We start from the raw sequence: 24,109 nt of genomic DNA on the forward strand, positions 1-24,109 counted from the left end.
AATTATATGCCAATAAATTCATTTGAAAATTATCCAATGACATGGAAACCACAATTAAACAATCGAAAACCACCAATATATAAAACTTTAGCAATGTTGTTAGAAGAAGACATTGAAAAAGGAAATTTAAATCCTGGAGATAAATTACCTCCACAACGAGAATTAGCAGATTTTCTCGATTTAAATTTAAGTACAATAACACGGGCATTTAAACTTTGTGAAGAAAAAGGATTAATATGTGCAAAAGTAGGAAAAGGGACCTTTATTTCTTCTGATGTAAATTTAAGCAATACATTGCTTTATCAAACAGAATCAAAAGGTATAATTGAACTTGGTACAGTACATCCTCCTTATGAACAAAATACATATATTATCAATTTTATTAAAAATGTATTAAAACAACCAGAAATGGAAAAATTTCTTCAATATATGTCTCCATCAGGTACACACATGCAAAAAAAATCAATTGCAAAATGGTTAGAAAGAAATAATATATATACTAAAGAAGAAAATGTACTTTTATCTACAGGTGGACAAAATGCTATATGCGCTACTTTATTAGGATTATTTAAGGCTGGAGATAGAATTGCAACAGATTCATTGAGTTTTTCTGGAATCAAGTCAATAGCTAAAATGATAGGCATTCAATTAGTTCCAATTCCCCAAGAGAATAATGAAATGTCAATCGAGTCTCTTGAAAATTATTGTAAAAATGAAAACATAAAAGGTATATATATCATTCCAGATTATCATAATCCAACAACACATTCTATGTCTAACTTATCACGTAAGAAAATAGCAGAGATAGCAAAAAAGTATAATATCATAATTATTGAAGATGCTATAAATAGTATTTTTAAACCGGATTTACAAGCTCCAGTATTTTCTTTAGCTAGTAATAATACTATATATATTCTTAGTACATCTAAATTTATCTGTGCTGGGCTTAGAGTAGCGTTTGTAGTTGCTCCAAAACGTTATATAGGAAGTCTAGAAAATGCATTATATAATATGAATTTGATGGTTTCCCCATTTAATGCAGAAATAGTACATCGTTTACTGCATTCTCCTATTATAAATAAGATTATTGAAGAAAGAAAAGATGAAATTATAAAAAGAAATGAAGCTACTAATAAGATTTTATCTGATTATAATTTAATTGGTGATAAAAATTGTAGTTTTCGTTGGTTGATTCTTCCAGATGAATGGGATGGAAAATCATTTGAGATATATGCAAAAAATTTAGGTGTTCAGGTATATTGTGCTGAACGTTTTTCAGTTGGTAATTCTATTGTGCCAAAAGCTGTTCGTATTTGTGTAACAGCTCCAAAAGATGTAGAAGAATTAGAGAAAGGGTTGAATACAATAAAGTCACTTCTTAAAAATCAGAGAGATTTTCCTATAATTTAATTAAATAAATAAAAATGCGGAGAAATTTATTATAATAAACCTCCGCTTTTATTATTTGATGAAATACTTTACTTTCTATTAAAATTTTAACTTTAATCATCTTGAAAATATAATCATTTTATGGTAAAATAATTCTTAAAAATAGAAATAATTAATCATTTGTTAAAAAAAATGCATAATAAATTGTAATTTATTGACGATAGTGGGAAAATATTCATAAATGTATAAAATAACAGAAAAAATGCAAAAATAAAATCAATTTCATATGTTATAAAATCTATATGGCAAAATTAAATTTGCCTATCAGAATGATATAAACACACCAGAAAGGAGGATGCTATCAATAATGGAAATTAATTAATTTTGGTAGCTAAAAATTATGAATGAACAAACTAGAATATCCTTAGAGAGAGCTGCTGAACTAAAATCAAAAATTGATGATTATATTCAGGCTAGGAAAACAATTAACAGAGGTCTTGAAAAAGAAGAAGAGATAAATAAACGAAAACAAAAGATATTAAGCATATTAAATGGAACAGAAGAAGACTGGAATAATTACAAATGGCAATTATCAAATAGAATCACAGATGTAGATACTTTATCAAAGATTATTAATCTAACTAAAAAAGAAAAAGAATATATAGAAGAAGTTGGTACTCAATTTAGATGGGCAATATCTCCATATTATCTGAGTTTGATAGACCCAGATGATATATGTGACCCTATAAAATTACTTTCTATACCAACACATATAGAATTGGAAGATGAACAAGATGATTTAGACCCAATGGGAGAAGAGTATACAAATCCAGCAGGATGTATAACTAGAAGATATCCAGATAGATTAATAATAAATGTAACAAATGAATGTGCTATGTATTGTAGACATTGCCAAAGAAGAAGAAATATTGGTCAACAAGATTCTCATAAGTCAAAAGCTGTTATACAAGAATCTATAGATTATATTAGAGAAAATGAAGAAATAAGAGATGTATTAGTAACTGGTGGAGATACTCTTACATTAAAAGATGATTATTTAGAATGGATTCTTAGCCAACTTAAAGAAATACCACATGTTGATTATGTTAGATTAGGAACTAGAACTCTTGTTACAATGCCACAAAGAGTTACAGATGATTTTTGTAATATGCTAAAAAAATATCATCCTATATATATAAATACACATTTTAATCATCCAATGGAAATAACTAAAGAATCTAAAGAGGCATGTGAAAAATTAGCAAATGCAGGTGTACCATTAGGAAATCAAGCAGTGTTATTAAATGGTATAAATAATGATAAATTTGTAATGAGATGTTTAAATCAAGAATTGCTTAAAATAAGAGTGAAACCTTACTATATATTCCAAAGCAAACATGTAAAAGGAACAAAACATTTCAATACATCAGTAGATGATGGTCTTGAAATAATGGAATATCTAAGAGGATATACATCTGGAATGGCAATACCAACATATATAGTTAATGCTCCAAAAGGAGGTGGTAAGACTCCATTACTTCCACAATATCTTGTATCAAAAGGAACAGATTATGTGATGCTTAGAACATGGGAAGGAAAAGTTATAAAAATGGAAGATGAACCAGCTGTAGATATAAAGAAACTTATAAAAGAGCAAGCGCAGGATTAATAAAATATTTAAATATACAAAAAGAAACAACTTTAAAATAAAAATAAAATGGATGCTAAATTTATATCAATTTGCATCCATTTTTATATTAGTTATTTATTTTATTTATTATTTTGTTGTTGATTAACCAATTCAAGGTATCCACTTGGATGGAAGTAATATATCTCAGAAGTATTTTCATTTACAAAGTAACCAATGTCACCATCTGCATCTGGTAAAAATACATATCCATTAAGATTTTTAGCTTTTAATGCTTCAAAATCGCTAGCATTTCCTTGATATATGTAATCAACTTTATTGTTGTATTTTACTAAAAGTTCTTTAGCTTGTTCTTGAGTCAATTTAGTATCTTGACTTACAGGAATATTCTTTTGAGAATCAGCATAAGAAGATTCATTTACTGGTGCAGTTAATAACAAACAAGATAAAACTAATAAAGATATAAGTGCTTTTTTCATACTAAAACCCTCTTTCGTAATTAATTATATAAGATATTTATTACTTAATAATATTATATGTTTTCTATAATTAAATATTACCATTAAAGAGGATAATATTACAGTTACACAGCTGTAACCTTTGATTACAAAATCGTAATTAAATTGTATTTTTATTCCATTTGTATTTTATCATGTCTACGATTAACAAATTCACAAAAATATATTTTTATAACGCCCATAACAGGAGCTGATAAAATCATACCAGGTATTCCAAAAAATCCTCCACCAACAGTAACTGCTAGTATTGTAAAAAATGGACTAAGACCTAGTTGTCCACCTACGATTTTTGGTTCTATAAATGTAACTTCAACTTGTTGAATTATTATTAAGTAAATCAAGCAAGTTAACGCAGTTGTAGGATTGTAGAATAAGTTAATTACTACAACTGGTGTCATACCTATTACTGGACCAAAGTATGGAACCATATTCATAATACCCATTAGTGTACCAAACAATAGTGCATATTCAGACTTTAAAAAGTATAGACCAATTCCAGAAAGTAGTCCAACTATAAAAGAATCTAAAATCTTACCTGTAAAGTATTTACCAATATTTAAGTTCAAACTTTGACACAATTCTATTATAAAGTCTCCATATTTTTTACCTAAAGAAATATAAATAACTTTTTTTGTAAATGATAAGAACTTTTCTTTTTCTAATAATAGATAGAAACAAATTATAAAGCCTAAAAGGAATTGTACTATAAATTTTCCAACAGAGAAGGTAGTACTAAATATTCCTCCAAGTGAACCAATAAGTAAGTTACTAAACTTAGGCATTACACTCATAATTTTGTCACCATATTCTTTTAATGTATTAGGGTCTACTGATTGCAAACTTTTACCTAAATCAAATAAGAATTGTTCCGTTTTATCTATATATATAGGAACTTGAGTTACTAAGTCAGCTAAACTGTTTACTATTGATGGGACTGTAAATAGTATAAAAGATACTAGTATAACTATTAGCACACCATAAGTAAGAAGTAAAGAATATATCCTTTTAAAATTAAGCTTATTTTCCAAAAATTTTACTAGTGGATTAAATACATATGCTAATACAAATGCTATTATAAATGGAGTTAGTAATGACATCAGTAAACTTATTACTCCAAAAAAATATTTGTAATTATCAATAACTTTAATCAAAATATATGAAATAACTACAGTAAGTACAATATTTAAATAAATTTTTTTATCCTGCAAAACAACACAACCTTTCTTATATTTATTAAGTTTAGATTTACTTAAATTTAAAATCAAGTTAATATTTATAGCTTATTATACAATAAAAAGTAGTATTAATATAGTATGATTAATATGAAATTTGATAAGTGTACAATATATTGAAAGTTTTATCTAAATATTATTTTTATTTTCTTAAATTTACATATTACAAATATAAATAATTACAATTCGTTTCTAATTCTCTGTACATTTCTATTTATATAGTGCCTTCCAACATGTTTATATAAAAAATTTTTATACCATCCTATCTTTTGACTATATTTATTAAAAAAATTATCTGGAGTATCAAAGATTCCCAAATCATCAATTATTCCTTCTTTTTGAATAAATGTATGATTTACATTCCAAGATATTTGAGGATTTTGAAAATCTTTAGTGGCAATACCCCATCCATAAAATGAGCCTTGACAGTTATTGTATTTCTGCTGAATACTTGTAAGATAATTTTTGTCTAAAATAAGACCTTCTAATTTATACCATTGCTTTTCATAGTATACTTCTGTCCATGTGTGAATGATTTCTGTAGGTGCAATTTTGTAAATAATTCCTAAGAGTTCTAATTGAACTCTTTTGTCTAGAGTAAAACCATGAATCCTACATGGAATGCCAACTCCTCTTAAAAGTGCCATAGCAAGTATAGTTTTTGTATTACATTGTCCATATCCATCTTTTAGTATTTTACTTGCAGATATATTGTCACTTGCATTGAAACCAAAGTTGATGTCATCTCTAATAAAGTTATAAATTTGTTTGATTTTATTAAAATTATCTAATTGATTCCAATTATGTTTGCTAATAAGTTCTTGAATATTTCTTGCTCTAAAGTCTAATAATGTACTTTCTGATAAATATCTTTTCATAAAATAGAATTCTCCTTTATCTAGTGTAACTATATTTTATACCTTAGAGTAATTTGAAACTTTCAAAAACTTGCTGTTTTTTAATATGCCAGAAATATTCATACCAGTCATACATTTGTTGGTGTATGCTAGATGTGAAGCACTGTCAAAACCTGCCATCATAGCAGCATCAGTTATAGAGTATTTACCAGATAAAAGTAAAAAATATGCTTTTTGAATTTTATGTAGGAGAATGTAACTTTTTAATGGCATTCCTGTTTGTTCTTTGAATATATGGGACAGTCTGCTTGGCGAAAGAAAGACCATATCAGAAATATTTTTTATAGAATGATTATGACAGTCACACTCATTAAGTCTTTGCATTATTTTATGAATTCTTTTATCAACTATTGTGTAATTGTCTTGAGCAACATTAAGATATTTGAACACAGAATTTGTAAAATTTAAATAACCTTCTTTATCATGATTTTTTAAAAATTTAAAATATTTTTCTTGTATATGTTTAGTATTATGAATATCTATAATTCCATAACCCTTAATTTTGTCAATATATTTTGATTTAAGACTTAATGCAAGTGATGATGTTGGTTCAATTAACATAGTAAAACATACTTTTTCTCCTGTTGAAAAACAATGTTCTATATTACTATCTACAATAATGCATTTACCTTCTATATCATTGCCATCTATAGTTATATTTAAATTATCTTCAATTCCTATAAACAATTGTAACATCCAATGTTTATGCTTCTTTGATTGAATAGAATTTGTAAACGAAGAAATATGATTATTTGACATAATTATATAATTAATAAAATTACCTCCAAACATTTTTCTTATTGAGGAAATACAGGTTAAATGTACAGTATTTTTCAGTAAGATTAGTGAAATTTTTATTTTATTATACTTTAGATTTTAATTTTGTTCAATTATTTTAAAGTTAGATTACTTTTATAGTGAATTAATTTTATTTTATAGAATATTGGACCTATATTAAGATATTTTAAAATATAAATTACCTATGGTAAAACTTGCATATAAAAAATAAAAATTTTATAATTATATTACAGATTATTTAAAATAAAACATCAAGTTATAAGTTGAAGAAAAGAGGATGTCATGAAGTTATTTCAGCAAAAAACACAAGTTCATAAATTTGAAAATTCAAAAGAATTTATAGAAGAATTCAAGATTTGTAAATCAGATTTTATATTAACAAGTAAAAATGCATATGATACATATTTTAAAAGCTTTGGTTTGGATGCACATGTAGAATATAAAAGTAAGTATGGAACTGGTGAACCTGATGATATAATGATGGATAAATTATTGGATGATTTTTCAAAAACTAATTGTACAAGAATTATTGCTATTGGTGGGGGAGCAGTTATTGATATGGCAAAGTTGTTAGTACTGAAAGATGGAAAGAAATCAAGTGATTTATTTCAAAAAAAGGTTCCTTTAGAAAAAATAAGAGAATTAATAGCTGTTCCTACAACTTGTGGAGCAGGTTCAGAGGTGTCAAATATTTCAATTGCAGAAATAACAGAGATGAATACGAAATTTGGATTAGCTGTAGATGAATTATTTCCAGATTATGCAGTTTTAATTCCAGAGTTATTACTAGAGCTTCCATATTCATTTTTTGCTACAAGTGCAATTGATGCTTTAATACATGCTATAGAATCTTTTGTATCTCCAAAGGCAAGTATTTATACAGAAATTTTTAGTACCAAAGCTATAGAGATGATTTTAAATGGATTTCAGCAAATTGTGTTAAATGGAAAAGATTATAGATTTGATATTATAGAAGATTTTTTGGTTGCAAGTGATTTAGCTGGTATTGCTTTTGGAAATGCTGGGACAGGAGCAGTACATGCACTTTCATACCCATTAAGTGGAGTTTATCATGTTACTCATGGGGAAGCTAATTATCAGTTTTTTATAGAAGTGTTTAAAACATATAATAGATTATCACCAGATGGTAAATTAGCAAAAATAAATATGCTTTTGAGTGAAATAATGAATTGTAAAGTATCAGAGGTATATGAAAAAATGGAAGAGCTACTTAATAAAATTATTACAAGAAAAAGTTTAAGAGAATATGGAATGAAAGATTATGAGATAAATAGTTTTGCAGACAGTGTCTTGGATAGTCAACAAAGGTTATTAAATCAAAGTTATGTTAAACTTAATAAAGAAGAAATAGTAAATATATACAGAATTTTATATTGATAACCCAAATCTAAAAGTTAATTGCTTTATATTTAGCTATAACTCAAATTTATGAAAAGCGATGGTTTTAATTAAATCATCGCTTTTTATGACTGATATTTTTATAAGATAATGTATCTTGTACTTATTAAAAAATATATATTTCATTTAATTATGACAAATAAAGATAAAATTTAAATATTTTAGAGGTAATTTTATTTATATATAGAATTTTAGAGTAATGATATACAAATGTATTATATTACTATTTTATATCAAAAATAGTAATATAATAGTCATATACATTTAGAAAATTTATTGTTTAAAAGGAGTAGAACTTATGATAAAAAAAGAAATGGGTAATTTTAAAGGAAGTAGTGATTATGTAGTATCACCAGAACTAATGGCATCAGTTAATGTTGCTATAGCACTTGAAAAACCACTTTTAATTAAAGGAGAACCTGGAACAGGAAAAACTATGCTTGCACAAGCAATTTCAAATCAACTACAAAAAGATTTAGTAATTTGGAACATAAAATCAACTACAAAAGCACAGGATGGACTCTATGTATATGATACTGTTCAAAGACTTTATGATAGTCAATTTGGAGGTGAAGGAGTAGATGATATTGGTAAGTACATAAAATATGGTAAATTAGGAGAAGCATTTAGTTCACAGCAACAAGTAATTCTTTTGATAGATGAAATAGACAAGGCTGACTTAGAGTTTCCAAACGACCTACTTTGGGAATTAGATAAAATGGAGTTTTATATAAATGAAACAAAAGAAACTGTAACAGCAAAACAAAGACCTATAGTGATTATAACTTCGAATGCAGAAAAAGAGCTTCCAGATGCTTTTTTAAGAAGATGTATATTTCACTATATAGAATTTCCTGATAGAGATATGATGGAGGAGATAGTCAAAGTACATTTTGATAAAGTTGAAGAACATTTATTGGAACAAGTAATGACTACTTTTTATTGGATTAGAAGTTTAAGAGAGATACAAAAGAAACCTAGCACATCAGAATTAATAGACTGGATACAAGCATTGACTTTAAGTGGAATTCCAATTGAAAAAATAGAAAAAGAGGTTCCTTTTGCAGGGATACTGCTTAAAAATAATGAGGATATTGAATCTATGCAAAAACGTTTGTAGTCAATAGGAGCTGAATAATTATGTTTATTAAATTTTTTTATTTATTGAGAGCAAGAGGTCTAGATATATCTTTAAATGAATGGATGACTTTAATTGAAGCACTGGACAAAGGGCTTTGTTATTCAAATTTTTCTAATTTTTACTATCTTTGTAGGATGATTTTAATAAAAAGTGAAAGTAATTTTGACAAATTTGATGCAGTATTTTTGGAGTATTTTAAAGGTATAGAACACAAAGAAGAAATTCCAGAAGAGATTATGAACTGGCTTAAAAAGCCAAATGTTGATTTAGAAGGATTTGAAAGATTAGAACAAAATCCAAATATAAACCTTGATGAATTGAGAGCTAAATTAGAGGAACGTATAAAAGAACAAGACTCTCCACATAATGGAGGAAATTACTGGATAGGAACAGGAGGTACTTCTGAATTAGGTCATTCAGGCAAAGGTCAAACTGGTATACGTATAGGTGGAACTTCAACCTATGGAAGGGCTGTTCTTGAAGTTGCAGGAGAAAGAAAGTATAGAGATTTTAGAGATGATGAAGTTTTAAATATGCGTCAATTTCAAGTTGCATTAAAAAGACTTCGTCAATTTTCTACTAGAATAGATGCTCCAAAGACAGAACTTGACTTAGATAAAACTATTGAAGAGACTTGTAATAATGCAGGGTATTTAAAATTATTCTTTGAAAAACCAAGAAAAAATACAGTGAAGCTTTTGCTACTTATAGATTCAGGGGGTTCAATGAGAGGATATAGTACTTTATGTAATACATTATTTCAGTCTGTAAGTAAATCAAATCACTTTAAAGATGTAAAAGTATACTATTTTCATAACTGTTTTTATGATAGATTATTTACGACACCAGAATGCTGGCTAAGTAAGTCTATTGATACTGAATGGATATTACAAAACATAGATAAAAACTATAAAGTTATAATCGTTGGTGATGCCTCTATGGCACCTTCTGAGTTACTTCATATTGGTGGTAATTATAGAGGTCCATATAATGATACACCTGGGATAGAGTGGCTTAAAAGATTCAAAAGAAAGTATAGTAAAATTGTGTGGCTAAATCCAGAACTGAGAGATGGATGGGATTCAATCAGTTATTGGTATCAGACTCAAAGGTTAATACAAAGTGAGTTTAATATGTATCCATTAACTGTAAAAGGATTGGAAAAATCATTGAAAAATTTAATGGTTGCGAAATAATATAAAAAATGATGGTACAAATTATCTAAAAGATGTACCATCATTTTTTATATTATAAATTGTATAATTGAAATTTAAAAATTATGTAGCCTAATACATTTTAGACTTACAAAAAACATATACATTAATAATAATTTTAGAAATTGAGGTGATTATAATAAATTATGAATTAATCGTAAAATACAATGGAGATATATTAAGATTAGAGCAAGAATTAGGTGTTTCAGTAGAAATACTTAATTCTTCATATGCAATAATAACATCAAGTAATGAAGAAGATATAAATAGATTACTGACTTATCCAGAAATAGAGTTTATAGAAAAACCTTTTATATTACAAACCCAAGACATCCAAAGTTTTTCAAGCACAGGGATAACAGGTTTTAAAAATAGAACAGGATTAACTGGAAAAGGGACTATAATTGGTATAATTGATTCGGGTATAGATTATACTTTGCCTGTATTTAGAGATAGTGATGGAAGGTCTAAAATATTATACTATTGGGACCAGTCTATACAAGGAAATCCTCCAGCAGGTTTTAAAGAAGGAACATTATATACTAATGAAGATATAAATAATGCAATAGCTGGTAATACATATATACCTATTTCAACGACTAGTCTACATGGTACACATGTTGCAGGTATTTGTTCAACTATTGCAAGTGATGCTAGGATAATAGTAGTAAGAGTTGGAAATATACAGACAGATGTTTTTTCAAGAAGTACAGAGTTTATGAGGGCGATTAAATTTATTTTAGATAGGGCATTAGAATTAAGAATGCCTGTTACATTAAATATAAGTTATGGAAGTAATGAAGGTTCGCATAGAGGAACTTCTTTATTTGAGCAGTATATAGATGATATGTGTTTATTTTGGAAAAATAATATAGTGGTAGCGGCTGGTAATAATGCAGATAAGGGTGGTCATAAAAGGATTAGACTTCAAAATAATACTACAGAAGAAGTTGAGTTTGTAATTGGAGAAGGAGAACGTATATTAAATATAAACATATGGCCAGATTTTATTGATGATTTTAGTGTACATTTAGTAAGTCCATCAAATAGTCAGACACAATCAATTTCTCTAACTTCAGGTGAAATAAGAAATACTTTAGGAGAGACAAGAATTACTGGTTATTTTTATCCTATAGCACCATATTCTCTTACTAGAAGAGTTACTTTGCAGTTAAGTTCAAATACACAGATAAATCCTGGTTTATGGAGAATTGTATTTGAGCCTATAGATATTGTAACTGGTAATATAAATATATATCTACCAACTTCTGAGGGATTAAATAGAAACACGAGATTTTTGATTCCAACTCAAGAACTTACTGTTACAGTTCCTGGAACAGCAAGTAGAGTTATAACTGTAGGTAGTTTCAATTCAAGAACAGATATAGTATCCATATTTTCTGGCGAAGGAGATACACAATTAGGAGTGTTTAAACCAGACTTATTAGCTCCAGGCGAAGATATAATATCTTTTTTACCAGGAGGTACAAGTGGAGCATTAACTGGAACTAGCATGGCTACTCCTCATGTCACAGGAGTTTGTTCGTTGTTTATGGAGTGGGGAATTGTAAATGGAAATGATTTATTTTTATATTCACAAAAGTTAAGAGCATTACTTCTTAGGGGAGCAAGAAGACTAAGTAATCAGCAATATCCGAATAATTCATCAGGATTTGGATTTTTAAATTTATCAGACATAGATTTGTATACTTTATCTAGTATAAATCAAGATTTAGAAACAGAAAACATTGGATATAGAAGCATTAATAAGTCATTTAAAGATGAAGAAAATAATTATAAAATTATAGAAAGTTATAATGCTCAAAGAAATAATGACTTAAATTTGGAGGATTTTCTAAGTGAAAATATGGATAGACAATCAGGAACATTGGCAGGAATAAATGTAATTCATACTCCTGAATTTGAAGACGAGTTAGCATCATTGGGTATGAGTCAAGAATTTCTTAAGTTAAGTGACTCATTTGGTGTATTATCTATAAACACTACAGACTATAATAGTATACAACGAGTTTTGGAACTTCCATCAGTTATAAGGACAGAATCAACTATAAAGATGACACTGCTTGGAGAGATTAATCAAGGTACTTTTGGTGGTGTAGTTGCAACCGAAGAAATAGGTGTAAATTTTTTTAAAAATAATCCAAATATAACAATAACAGGAAGAGGTACTCTTATAGCAATTGCTGATACAGGAATAGACTATCTACATAAAGACTTTATATATGCAGATGGAACTTCAAAAATAGCTTTTTTATGGGACCAAACAAAGGATGGAACTCCACCTGAAGGTTTTTACATTGGTACAGAATATACACGAGAAGATATTAATAGAGCAATTGCAGAAAATGATGCTAGTCTATCTCAAGATGAAGTTGGGCAAGGTACTATGATAAGTGGTATATGTGCAGGTCTTGGTAATGTAAATAAGGAATATGCAGGAATAGCTGAGGATGCTGAATTAATAATAATAAAAACTGCTAAGATAGAAGGATTTTATAATAGTGCAATGTTATTTGCTGCGTCTCAGTATGCATATAAAAAATCTTTTGAACTTGGGAGACCATTAGTAATAAATATATCTTTGGGTAGCAATAGTTTAGTTGGATTGACCAATAGAAGTAATAGTGAAAAAGCATTTTTTACTAGAGGATTGTGTATAACAGCAGGAGCTGGAAATGAAGGGAACACTCAGACACACACATCTGGAAGAATACCAAATGTAGGAAGTGCTGTTGAAGTCGAGTTGGAATTAAATGAAGAAGAAGAAGAATTATCAGTTGAGCTTTGGTTGAATAAACCAGATAAAGCAGATGTAATAATAGTGTCTCCCACTGGTGAAGAAAGTAAAAGTGTTGGAATATCAAGTTATAATAGGGTAACAGGTTTATTTGATTTAGAAGGAACCGAGTATTCTATAACATATGTATATCCAACTACTTTTTCAGGTCAGCAGTTTACCAATGTTACCCTGAGAAATGCTAAAAGAGGAGTGTGGAAGATTAGATTAGTAGGGGTTTACATTGTAAATGGAATATATAACTTGTATCTTCCAAATAGAGCTCTTTTAAAAAGTGGAACTAGATTTAGAGAGGTTGACCCTTTTTATACTATAAATTATCCTGCTGTTCAGGACGATTTAATAACTATAGGAGCTTACAATACTATTAATAATAGTTTGTGGCAAAGTTCATCAAGAGGGCCAACTATTGAAGATAGATTAAAGCCAGACTTAGTAGCACCAGGAGTTAATATAATAGCTGCATATCCTGGAAATACATACGCAACTATAACTGGTACAGCAGCAGCTAGTGCACATGCTGCAGGAGCTGCTGCGATGTATTTTCAATATACTTTTGTTGATAGAAGATATCCAAATCAAGCATACGTCCAAAAAATAAAAACTTTTATGCAGGCTGGAGCTAGAAAAAATCAAACTACAGAGTATCCAAATACAAGTGTTGGATATGGAACTTTGGACGTTAGAGGTATGTTTGATGTGTTAAGATAGGAGGGATTTATGGAAAAATCTTATTGTATAATTTATCAGGGTGATATAGAAACTGCACTTCAACAAAATGGAATAAATAGATATATGGTTTTAAATAGTCAGCTTGCAGTAATATATGTACCTATGGACTTTGATGAAACTATTTTAAATAATATACTACAAGTTGCTTGGTGGGAAGAATCTGCTCCAATGAGTAGTTTAATTGAAATAACTAATAATATGAATAATGGAGAAACTATTACAACAGCTACTGAATCAGAGTATATTTATGAGAATCCATATAATGATATAACAGGAAGAGGAATTTTATTAGCAGTTATAGATTCTGGTATAGATTATTTACATCCTGATTTTGTGAACGCAGATGGAACAAGTAAGGTTTTACGATTATGGGATCAGGAAGAAAATACAAATCCACCACCAGAAGGATTTATTTTTGGGAGTGAATTTACAAGAAGTGAATTAAGTTTAGCTATAAGTAGAAATGATGGAAGTTTAAGTCAAGATAATATAGGTACTGGAACTTTGGCTTCTGGTATATTAGTAGGAAATGGAAGAGTAAATTCACAATATAGAGGTATAACTACAGAGTCAGATTTGATAGTGGTTAAATTAAAATCATATACAGATACCTATTATGCTGGAAGGATAAATTATAGTGTTTCAGATTTTTTAGCAGCTATAACATATGTTACTAATATAGCAAAAACAGAAAATAAGCCTATAATAATAAATCTTACTATCGGAGTTAAGTCAGGTGCTGTAGCAACTACTTCCATATTAGACACATTTAATATATTAAGTAGTGCTGGTGTTGTATTAGTAAGTGGCGCAGGTAATCAAGGTAATACAGATATTCATTATGCTGGAAGATTTAGTAGTTTAAATGAAGTCCAAGATGTAATAATACAAGATGGTGACGATTACGCACTTGATATAACACTCAATACAAATGGCCCAGATAAGATAGGGGCACAAATAATATCTCCTTCAGGTGAAGTTAGTCATGATATAAGATATTCCCCAGACTTTTATGTATATAGAGGAAAGTTTAATCTGGAAAATACTACTTATTCAATGAGATTCATCTATCCATATATCACTTCTGGAAATGAAAGTCTAGAGATAAGACTGAGAGATATAAAACCTGGTGTGTGGACGTTGAGGCTAACTCCAGAACTCCTAATAGGAGGAGAGTATGACATATATTTACCAAATAAAAACTTGATAGCACCAGATACAAGATTTTTAGACCCAGACTCAGTGGCTACAATAACTATGTATGCTGCTGGTGATGATGTAATTACAGTTGGTACATTTAATAATAAGACTGATAGTATGTGGATTGGTTCATCAAAAGGGCCAATTAGAGGAAGAGGAATTAAGCCAGATATAGTAGCCCCAGGAGTAGATATAATATCTACATATAAAAATGGAACATACAATACAGCAACAGGTACAGGCGTTAGTAGTTCTATAGTTTCTGGAGTCTTGGCCTTATTAATGGAATACTTGGAAAAACAAGATAATATCCCAAGGTTATCATTGTTTACACAAGTTTTAAAAACATATTTAATATTGGGAGCTACGAAGCTCGATATATATACATATCCAAATGTTTCACAGGGATATGGGATTTTAAATTTAAAAAATACAATTCAACAGATAGCAAATACTTTATAAATAAAAAATATGTAAATAATGGCATTTTATCTGTTATAAATTTTACTTATGAATTTAATTTGAAAAATTGCTAAAACTATTACAAAATAAATATATAGAGGTGATAGTTTTGGAAAGTAAAAAAGCAAGAGCATTAAAAGGTAAAGATAACAAAAGACTTAGAAGTCCACTTCTAGTTGGAAATGAATCAACAGCAGCTTGGGCAGATGTTGAAAAATTAAAACCTCATAGTAAAGTTTCAATACCTTCACTTAATAGTGTTGAAGAAGCAAAAGATTGGGTTGACAATGGAAGTAAACTGTAAAGACTTCTATACTTGATAACAAAAATAAATAATTTATTGTATTTAAGTAAAGTAGTATTAGTTTAAAAAGCTTAAAGTTAAACTTAGGCTAATAAACAGTATACTACTTTACTTTTTTTATAAATGTCAGAAGGCAAAATGTAATTTATAAACATTTGAAAGGGAAATATAAATTTTTGAATATAAATGTTTATATTATAGATTATATAAGACTAGTAAATATCAATTGTATAAACTTATTGACTAAAAATTTATAAATTGGTATAATTTTGTTAATTAGCGGAAATAATAGAAGATAAATACTGTGAAGAGAAGAGTAGATATAAAATGTAGTTTTAGCGAGTTGAGGATGGTGAAAGCTCAATACAAGTTTTATATTGAAGAACATCTTGGAGTTTCTAATCGAAAGCTTATTTAGCAAGTAGACTTAGACGGAAGGCACCGTTATAGGCTTTAAGCATTGCTTAACTAAGAGGTCATTTATGACAACTAGGGTGGTACCGCGAAAGTAATAGTCTTTCGTCCCTTTATACAGGGATGAAGGGCTTTTTTTATGGAATTATATTTAGAAGAAATTACTAAAAATTAAACTAGGAGGCTTTAAAATGCAAAAGGAATTTATAACAGTAAAAGAATTGTACAGAGATAAAGAACAGTACATAGGAAAAACTGTCAAAGTAGCTGGGTGGATAAGAACATCTAGAGTATCTAAAAACTTTGGCTTTATAGAATTAAATGATGGAAGTTTCTTTAAAAATATGCAAATAGTATTTGATGAAAAAGTTGAAAATTTTAAAGAGATAGGTAAATTGGCAATAAGCTCATCTATACTTGTAGAAGGTGAGTTGGTATCTACAGAAGGAGCTAAACAACCAGTAGAAATACATGCAAAAAATATAGTTGTAGAAGGTGAATCAGATAGTTCATACCCACTACAAAAGAAAAGACATACACTTGAGTATTTAAGAACAATAGCACATTTAAGACCAAGAAGTAATACTTTTTCAGCTGTATTTAGAGTAAGATCAATAGCTGCATATGCAATACACAAATTCTTTCAAGAAAGAAACTTTGTATATGCCCATTCTCCAATCATAACAGGTAGTGACTGTGAAGGTGCAGGAGAAATGTTTAGAATAACAACTATGGATTTAAATGATATTCCAAAAACAGAAGATGGAAAAATAGACTATACACAAGATTTCTTTGGGAAAGAAGCTAATTTGACAGTTAGTGGGCAATTAAATGCTGAAATAATGGCACTTTCTTTTAGAAATGTTTATACTTTTGGGCCTACATTTAGAGCTGAAAACTCTTATACAGGAAGACATGCTTCAGAATTTTGGATGATAGAGCCAGAAATAGTTTTTGCAGACCTTGAAGATAATATGGAACTTGCAGAAGATATGATAAAATATGTTATAAACTATGTTTTAGAAAACGCTCCAGAAGAAATGGAATTCTTTAATAGTTTTATAGATAAAGGATTGCTAGAAAGACTAAATAAAATAGTAAACTCTGAATTTGTTAGAATAACATACACTAAAGCAGTAGAGTTATTACTTGAATCAGGACATGAGTTTGAGTATCCAGTAGAATGGGGATGTGATCTTCAAACTGAACATGAAAGATATATAACAGAACAAATATACAATTCTCCAGTATTTGTTACGGATTATCCAAAAGATATAAAAGCGTTCTATATGAGAATGAATGAAGATGGCAAAACTGTTAGAGCAATGGATTTATTAGTTCCTGGTGTTGGAGAGATAGTTGGAGGTTCTCAAAGAGAAGAAAGAGAAGATGTACTATTAGATAGAATTCATGAAATGGGATTAAATGAAGAAGATTACTGGTGGTATTTAGAACTTAGAAAATTTGGTACTGCTACTCACTCTGGATTTGGTCTTGGATTTGAAAGAATAATTATGTATATGACAGGTATGTCTAATATAAGAGACGTTATACCTTTCCCAAGAACTCCTAAAAATGCTGAATTCTAATAATTGTAACCTATAATATGATTATATAATTTTTCTATATAATAAATAGCTTGTGTGCTATCTGATTTAGATACATACAAGTTATTTTTATTGTGTTTACAAATATATGTAGTTTGCTTATTCATATTTTATTATACAATGTAATTATAAGTTACTTATACTAGGAGGATAAATAATTGGACTTGGCGATTATACAATAGAAGGTTGTGAAATGATTGGTGAACAAACTGCTAAACTTTATTTTAATCCTATTGGGTATCCTTATGATGGAAACAAAGTGCTTCAAGAGGCACTAAAAGCTTTTGGAGTGACAATAGTGAGTGTGATTGGATAACGTTTATTGTGCTATACTATAACTAGTAGAGTAATTTTTTGGAAGTTTAAATATAAATTATATTTAAGCATTATCTTTATGTAAATAGTATAAAAATATATAAGGTAATTTAAATCTAAAAAATTATTGAATAGTATATTTATTACACAAAAAGTTTTATCATTATCATGAGGGGGAAGTAATAATGTTTAAGAAAGGGTTGTTTATAGTTTTAAGTTTGGCACTTATATGTACAGGCTGTAGTTCAAAAAATGGTTCTAAAGGTAAGCAAGCAGACAGAGATAATTCTCTTATACTATTAAAAAATGATGAGAATAACTCAGACGATATGACAGATGTATATATAAAGACAGAAGGTAAGGATGAAGAAAAAATAGCATCAGATGTACCTACATATACTAAAAAAGATTATATAAATGGAGAACAATCAATATTAATTCAAGATAAAGGAAATAATTTATATAAGTATAACCTAAAAAAAGAAAAGGAAAAAATAGCATCAGATTTATCTTCTGATGAAATTAATTCATATGAATTTATGCCTTCTTCAAACACTATAGCATATATATCATCAGAAAAATCTTTGTATGTAAAATACGATGGAAAAGATAAAGAAAAAATAGCTAATGATGTTGTATTGTATAGGATGTCTACAGATGGAAAATTCATATATTATATGAATACAGATGAAGAGTTATATCTATATAAAGAAGATGGAAATAAAGAAAAAATATCTACTGATATACAGAGCTTTGATATTGTAAATAATAAAGGGGATGTAATATTTATAAATAATGATGACAATTTATATTTAAAAAGTACAGATAAAAATGATAAGGTCAAAATTAGTTCAGATGTATCAAATTTATGGGGGGTAAAATCTAATGATGAAGAAATTATGTATATAAGTGAGTATAATTATAAGGATTTGAAAGGTGAGTTATATTTGTATAAAAATAATGTTAGTGAAAAAATAGCATCAGATATTAGGTCTTATAAATATAGAGATAATAAATTTTATTTTATAAATAGTGATGATGAATTGTATGAGAAAGAAATAGGTAAAGAGGTGTCTAATAAAATAAAAGCAGACATTAATTATGTAAGTTTTATTAAAGATGGAATTGTATTTACAAATTCTGATGGAGATATATATATTAAGAAAAATAATAAAGAAGACGAAAAAATAGGCAATGATATGAAAGAAAATTCTAATGTATCTATTATTAATGATGAGGAATTACTTTATATTAAATCAAGTGGGGAGTTATTTTTAGATAAAGACAAGATAGCAAGTGATGTTGTTGGCTATTCATTTAATTCAGAGAATATAGCATATTCTACTAAAAATAAGGAAATACATTTTTATAATTTAAAAACTAGGAAAGACAATATAGAAATAAACAATGTAGGGAAATATTCAGAAGTTTATTTAGGGAATAAGTTGATTTACTCTAAAAATTTGGAGCCAAAAGATTTAAATGGTTTTTGGAAAGCTGATGAATATAATATATTTGAATTTGAAGAGCCAAATAAGATAAAACTTTATAGTAAAAGTGAAGAAGAAAGTAATTATACAGTTAAATATGAAGTAGAAAGTTCAGATAGTAACAGCATAGTATTAAAAGGAAAAGATACTTTATCAAAGGAAAAATTTACTATAACTAAATTTACTAGTAATGAAATTTCATTGCAAGCTAATAACGTGAGTGGCACACTTAATAAGATTTCCAAAGAAGAAGCTGAAAAATTTATTAAGAGTATAAATAACAAGGAAAATAGTGAAAATACTGATAAAAAGAGCAATAAAAGTGATTCAGGTTCAAGTTCTAATACGAAAAATAAGGAAGTAAGTTATGATGATGATTATATTATATATGATAGTGATTCTAGAGTATTAACTAAAGATGAACTTGGGCTTTATAGTAAAGAGGAGTTGGCCTATATAAGAAACGAAATATTTGCAAGGTATGGATATGTATTTAAAGAAGAACCATATAAGAGTTATTTTAGTAATAAGTCATGGTATCAGCCAGATTATAGTATAGGAGCTGATACAGATGTTTTAAATTCTGTAGAGAAACAAAATGTATCATTGATTAAGGAAATGGAAAATTAAGTAATAAGAAAATTTAAAATACATGTCTAAATGTAGTATAAGATAGTCTATAAACATTAAAATTGAAATGTGAATTAATTTTAAACATGAATTAATTATATATAAAATTATTAAATCTATAAGTTAGACTTAAGCATAACTTATAGATTTAATAATTCATGTATGAATCTAAAAAGCTAATTTATAGGTTTACATAATATTATCTAAATGTTTTGAACAAAATAAATTTCTTATTAAGAAAATATAAATATAAGGATTGATACTTTTATTTCTATACTTTTAATAAAATGCAACACAATTACGACCTTGTTCCTTTGCAATATATAAAGCTTTATCACAATAACTTATAAATTCATTTAAAGTTATTAATTCTTCGACTTTCTTTGTATGAACTCCGATGCTAACAGTCACACATTTTGAAGGAACATCATCACGTTCAAAATTACAATACTCTATAATCTTACGTAAACATTCGGATTTAAGTTTAGCATTCTCCTCATCACAATTGAAAATACATATAAAAAATTCTTCACCACCATAACGGATAGCATGTGCATTTTCAGAATTTGTAAAATCTAAAATTACTTTAGCAATATTTTGTAAACAGTAGTCACCTTTTTGATGTCCGTAAGTGTCATTAAATTGTTTAAAATAATCTATATCTATCATCATCCCTGTTATAGGCTCTTGATTTGAATGGGTACTTAATTTTTTTTGAAGAACATCTTCTAGATACCTACGATTATTCATTTTAGTTAGGTCATCGGTCATAACCTTAAGATTTAATAAATTATTCATATGAGAGATTTCTTCGTATTGTTGATGGATTAGCATTTTATCATAATAAGTAAATACACGACTTCTATATAACATTGTAGAAACAAAAATAGCAAGTGATGTTATAAAAAATGTGTTTACAATATTACTGAACTCATTACCTGATACAGTTTGAATTCCTGGTAAGAGTAGATTAAGAAATAAAAAACATCCTCCAAAAACTACTATTGATTGACCTAATTTTAATACTGAAAAAGCAGCAGCTGTTAACATTATATAACTGAATACACTCAAATCATTTCCACCTAACTGGTCAAGCAAAGTAATTACACAACCCCATAAGCAGAAAAAAGTTACATAAATCACCCATAAGTTTATATAACAAGTGCAATGTTCCTTTTTTTTATTCCAAAGATAAGAAAAAACAAACATAAAAATTAAAGAGATACAAAGTAGTATTATATACATACAAAAATACCATTGACGTCTTGGGGTGGCAAAAGGGCCACCATCTCTAGCTGATATTGATATCATCATAATTAGTTGAGATATTATTATTATGATACAAATAATTTTGCCTGTATGATAAAGATAATTGCAAAGTTCTCGTTCAACATTTTCTTTGTGTTTTTTATCTAGAGGGAATCCAAAGAATTTTTTGAATTTTTCTAAGTTCATATAAGCCTCCATTAAAAATAAAACATAAAAATAAGTATTCCTTTTCTTTTCTTAGATACTCGGAATACTTTGTTTACAATTTAATTATAGCAAAATATGATATATGTAACAATCTAAATTTATAATAGGTGATATTTATTAGTTAATATTAAATAAAGTTTTGTATTAGTATCTTATTATAATTAAGATGAGTAAGTTATTTATTTTTGAATATTAGACAATTATAATGAAATACTAATATAAGACAAACAAAATAGATAAATATATCCAATTAAGGTATAATTAAGTTTTATATGATATAGTTATAATTGATAATTGATAATGGTAAAATTTGGAGGGAAAAAATGGATGAAAAAAAAATAGATAACATGAATTATTCATATAGCAACTATTCTAAAAAAACAGGTAAGCCAACTAGAAAAATAAAAAATAATAACCTTACACTCGAAACTAAAGAAGATAAAATTTGCTCTAGTTGCAACAAAGAAAATAATCCTAAAGATAATTACTGTAAATTTTGTGGAAATGAACTTTATGAAATAGTATCCTTAAAGTCAAGCGAAACAAAACTTGACTTAAAATCTAAAATAAAAGAACACTCATATCACGCAAATACAAGAGGGATATTTTTAACGACCTTTTCAACTATATTTATATTGCTTGTTATTTCATTAATATTTAAGGCTATAATTACTGTTCAATTTAATGATATCAGTTACATGATAAATCCAGCACATATAATTTTAGCTCTTAATCTAGGACAAATTAGCGTATCTATGTCTACTATGATGGGCTCTGGATTTATAAGTGCAAATATAGGCTTGTTAATATTACTTATAATTCCTGTTTTAGGATTAATTATATCAAATTTAATTTTTATGAGAAAAAGATGTAAGGATTCAAAAACTACACTAGCCAATTCTCTTGGAGTTGGAATTTTATATGGATTAATTTTAGCTATTTTATGTACTTTTACTAATGTTAAAACTAGCTCACATAGTATGCTAGAATATGGATATGCTTTAGAGTATAGTTACGAATTTTTTAGTGCACTACTAAATGGATTTGTATTAGGATTTATATGTACATATATAACTAATTATAGAAAAAGCTATGAAAAAGAAAATATATATATGTCCCTTTTTTCAAATGCTATTAAAATATTCATATTAGGATATGTTTTAGTGTTAGCAATACTTTTTGTATTAACTATATCTGATAGTAGTTATTTAAATGAATTGAATATGAGTGGATATTCAAGTGGCATTGATTTATTTGCTATATTGCCACAAATTGCGAGCTATATGTGGGCTTTTGCAAATGGAATTTCAGTAACAATAATAAATTCAACATTGTCAATGTTTAGCTTAGGTTCATCATCTTTATTTGGAGATACTAAATTAATGTTTTATGCAATGGGGGCTTTGTCTGCATTAATAATTTTATTAAATGGATATAAGTTAAGATTTAAATATGAAACACATAGTATTAAACCTGTAATAATATTTAGTATATATTATGCATTTTTAATGGGTATGTTAGCTTTGTTTAGCACATTTATACTTGATAGTAATATTAATTTCTTTAATACAACTAGTTATGGAACAACTCTAGTTATGCAATTTAAAGTGTTCTCGACTATTATAATTTCATTTATATACAGTTTTGTGATATCTTTAATAGGATATAAACTAAACTCAGCTGATTAAATATGATTGGAGGAAACTTCTGTGGAAGAAAATAATAAAAAGACAGTGGATGATAAATTTTCTAAGGTTAAAAAAAGATTTGGCAATGGAAAATTTAAGATTGAATTATATAAAGAAAAATCAAAGATAAATAGAGAAATTGATGATATTCAAGAAAAGAAGAGTAAGCTCTTTTTAGAAATGGGAATGTTGACTTATCAAAAAATTAGAGAAAATTCTATTGATGATGAGTGTTTTGATAAATTCTGTGATGAGTTATTAGAACTTGATAAGATAATTTATGAAAAAAATATGGAAATCAATGATATGGAAATTGCAGAAAGCAATGTAACTTGTGAATGTGGCTATGTTGGAAATATAAATGACAAATATTGCGCTGAATGTGGTAGAAAATTTGAATTAGATAATGATTGTGATGATTTTATAGTTTGTGGCTATTGTGAAAGTGAGATAGATTCAGAATCTGAGTTTTGTCCATGTTGTGGTAGAAAAATTATTATGGATTTAGAATAATATTGGGAAACCTATGTATTGTATACATGGGTTTTTTTATTGAAATCATTTGTATCTATATAGGAATGAAAATAAAAACCAAAAAAATGAAATAAATTTTCTTAAAACTATAAAATACAAGGAAATACTTGGAATAAATCTATAAAAAAATAGAATTGATAAAAAAATATGAAAAAATATTGCA

The 24,109-nt window shown here is 27.5% G+C and carries 18 protein-coding genes and 1 other annotated feature; of the genes, 13 read left to right on the forward strand and 5 right to left on the reverse strand.

What is annotated here, in order from left to right; all coding sequences use genetic code 11:
• Positions 1–6: 6 nt before the first annotated feature.
• A complete protein-coding gene (locus tag KGF46_RS05005) occupies positions 7–1,410 on the forward strand; it encodes a PLP-dependent aminotransferase family protein (RefSeq protein ID WP_227850083.1) in 1,404 nt (467 codons plus the stop codon).
• Positions 1,411–1,789: 379 nt separating this feature from the next.
• On the forward strand, positions 1,790–3,058 hold the full coding sequence (eam, locus tag KGF46_RS05010; RefSeq protein WP_227840801.1) for a glutamate 2,3-aminomutase: 1,269 nt from the start codon (positions 1,790–1,792) through the stop codon (positions 3,056–3,058).
• Positions 3,059–3,159: 101 nt separating this feature from the next.
• Here the strand turns inward: eam and KGF46_RS05015 are convergent, their stop codons facing one another.
• The 4 genes from KGF46_RS05015 to KGF46_RS05030 form a co-directional block, all read right to left on the reverse strand.
• Positions 3,160–3,516, reverse strand: coding sequence for a hypothetical protein (locus tag KGF46_RS05015; protein WP_227828869.1), 357 nt, complete (start codon positions 3,514–3,516; stop codon positions 3,160–3,162).
• Between the two features lie 152 nt (positions 3,517–3,668).
• A complete protein-coding gene (locus tag KGF46_RS05020) occupies positions 3,669–4,820 on the reverse strand; it encodes an AI-2E family transporter (protein ID WP_413926587.1) in 1,152 nt (383 codons plus the stop codon).
• Positions 4,821–4,966: 146 nt separating this feature from the next.
• A complete protein-coding gene (locus tag KGF46_RS05025; protein WP_227828868.1) occupies positions 4,967–5,665 on the reverse strand; it encodes a transglutaminase-like domain-containing protein in 699 nt (232 codons plus the stop codon).
• A 36-nt stretch (positions 5,666–5,701) separates the two neighbouring features.
• Positions 5,702–6,391, reverse strand: coding sequence for a helix-turn-helix domain-containing protein (locus KGF46_RS05030; protein WP_227861827.1), 690 nt, complete (start codon positions 6,389–6,391; stop codon positions 5,702–5,704).
• Between the two features lie 393 nt (positions 6,392–6,784).
• Between KGF46_RS05030 and KGF46_RS05035 the strand changes: the two genes are divergently transcribed.
• The 9 genes from KGF46_RS05035 (at position 6,785) to KGF46_RS05070 (ending at position 20,248) form a co-directional block, all read left to right on the forward strand.
• Positions 6,785–7,900, forward strand: a complete 1,116-nt coding sequence (locus KGF46_RS05035) for a 4-hydroxybutyrate dehydrogenase (protein WP_227828866.1) — start codon at positions 6,785–6,787, stop codon at positions 7,898–7,900.
• 319 nt (positions 7,901–8,219) lie between these two features.
• Complete coding sequence (locus KGF46_RS05040) at positions 8,220–9,041, forward strand: AAA family ATPase (RefSeq protein WP_227841159.1); 822 nt, start codon at positions 8,220–8,222, stop codon at positions 9,039–9,041.
• A gap of 20 nt (positions 9,042–9,061) precedes the next feature.
• The gene (locus KGF46_RS05045) at positions 9,062–10,258 is read left to right on the forward strand and encodes a vWA domain-containing protein (protein ID WP_227828865.1); all 1,197 of its coding nucleotides are present in this window, start codon (positions 9,062–9,064) and stop codon (positions 10,256–10,258) included.
• A gap of 148 nt (positions 10,259–10,406) precedes the next feature.
• Positions 10,407–13,805: a bifunctional germination protease/germinant receptor pseudoprotease CspBA gene (cspBA, locus tag KGF46_RS05050; RefSeq protein ID WP_227828864.1), complete on the forward strand. Its 3,399-nt coding sequence runs from the start codon at positions 10,407–10,409 to the stop codon at positions 13,803–13,805.
• A 9-nt stretch (positions 13,806–13,814) separates the two neighbouring features.
• On the forward strand, positions 13,815–15,488 hold the full coding sequence (gene cspC / locus KGF46_RS05055) for a bile acid germinant receptor pseudoprotease CspC (protein WP_227828863.1): 1,674 nt from the start codon (positions 13,815–13,817) through the stop codon (positions 15,486–15,488).
• 100 nt (positions 15,489–15,588) lie between these two features.
• The gene (locus tag KGF46_RS05060; RefSeq protein WP_413840240.1) at positions 15,589–15,792 is read left to right on the forward strand and encodes a CDIF630_02480 family spore surface protein; all 204 of its coding nucleotides are present in this window, start codon (positions 15,589–15,591) and stop codon (positions 15,790–15,792) included.
• 295 nt (positions 15,793–16,087) lie between these two features.
• Positions 16,088–16,322, forward strand: a binding site (T-box leader).
• Between the two features lie 75 nt (positions 16,323–16,397).
• Positions 16,398–17,795: an asparagine--tRNA ligase gene (gene asnS, locus KGF46_RS05065; protein WP_227437264.1), complete on the forward strand. Its 1,398-nt coding sequence runs from the start codon at positions 16,398–16,400 to the stop codon at positions 17,793–17,795.
• A 211-nt stretch (positions 17,796–18,006) separates the two neighbouring features.
• Entirely contained in the window at positions 18,007–18,129 is a 123-nt protein-coding gene (locus KGF46_RS19980) for a hypothetical protein (protein WP_255640446.1), read from the forward strand.
• A gap of 184 nt (positions 18,130–18,313) precedes the next feature.
• Positions 18,314–20,248: a YARHG domain-containing protein gene (locus KGF46_RS05070; RefSeq protein WP_227861828.1), complete on the forward strand. Its 1,935-nt coding sequence runs from the start codon at positions 18,314–18,316 to the stop codon at positions 20,246–20,248.
• Positions 20,249–20,527: 279 nt separating this feature from the next.
• On the opposite strand, the gene KGF46_RS05075 is transcribed toward KGF46_RS05070, so the two are convergent.
• Positions 20,528–21,703, reverse strand: a complete 1,176-nt coding sequence (locus KGF46_RS05075; RefSeq protein WP_227861829.1) for a GGDEF domain-containing protein — start codon at positions 21,701–21,703, stop codon at positions 20,528–20,530.
• A gap of 344 nt (positions 21,704–22,047) precedes the next feature.
• Here KGF46_RS05075 and KGF46_RS05080 point away from each other — a divergent pair, with 344 nt between their 5' ends.
• Both KGF46_RS05080 and KGF46_RS05085 read left to right on the forward strand, forming a co-directional pair.
• Positions 22,048–23,412 (forward strand): hypothetical protein, encoded by a 1,365-nt coding sequence (locus KGF46_RS05080; RefSeq protein ID WP_227828859.1) that lies wholly within the window; start codon positions 22,048–22,050, stop codon positions 23,410–23,412.
• 21 nt (positions 23,413–23,433) lie between these two features.
• The gene (locus KGF46_RS05085) at positions 23,434–23,925 is read left to right on the forward strand and encodes a zinc ribbon domain-containing protein (RefSeq protein ID WP_227828858.1); all 492 of its coding nucleotides are present in this window, start codon (positions 23,434–23,436) and stop codon (positions 23,923–23,925) included.
• The last annotated feature ends 184 nt before the right edge of the window (positions 23,926–24,109 follow it).

This window comes from Clostridioides sp. ZZV14-6153 (genome assembly GCF_020657855.1).
In the GTDB taxonomy this organism is placed as follows: Bacteria; Bacillota; Clostridia; order Peptostreptococcales; family Peptostreptococcaceae; genus Clostridioides.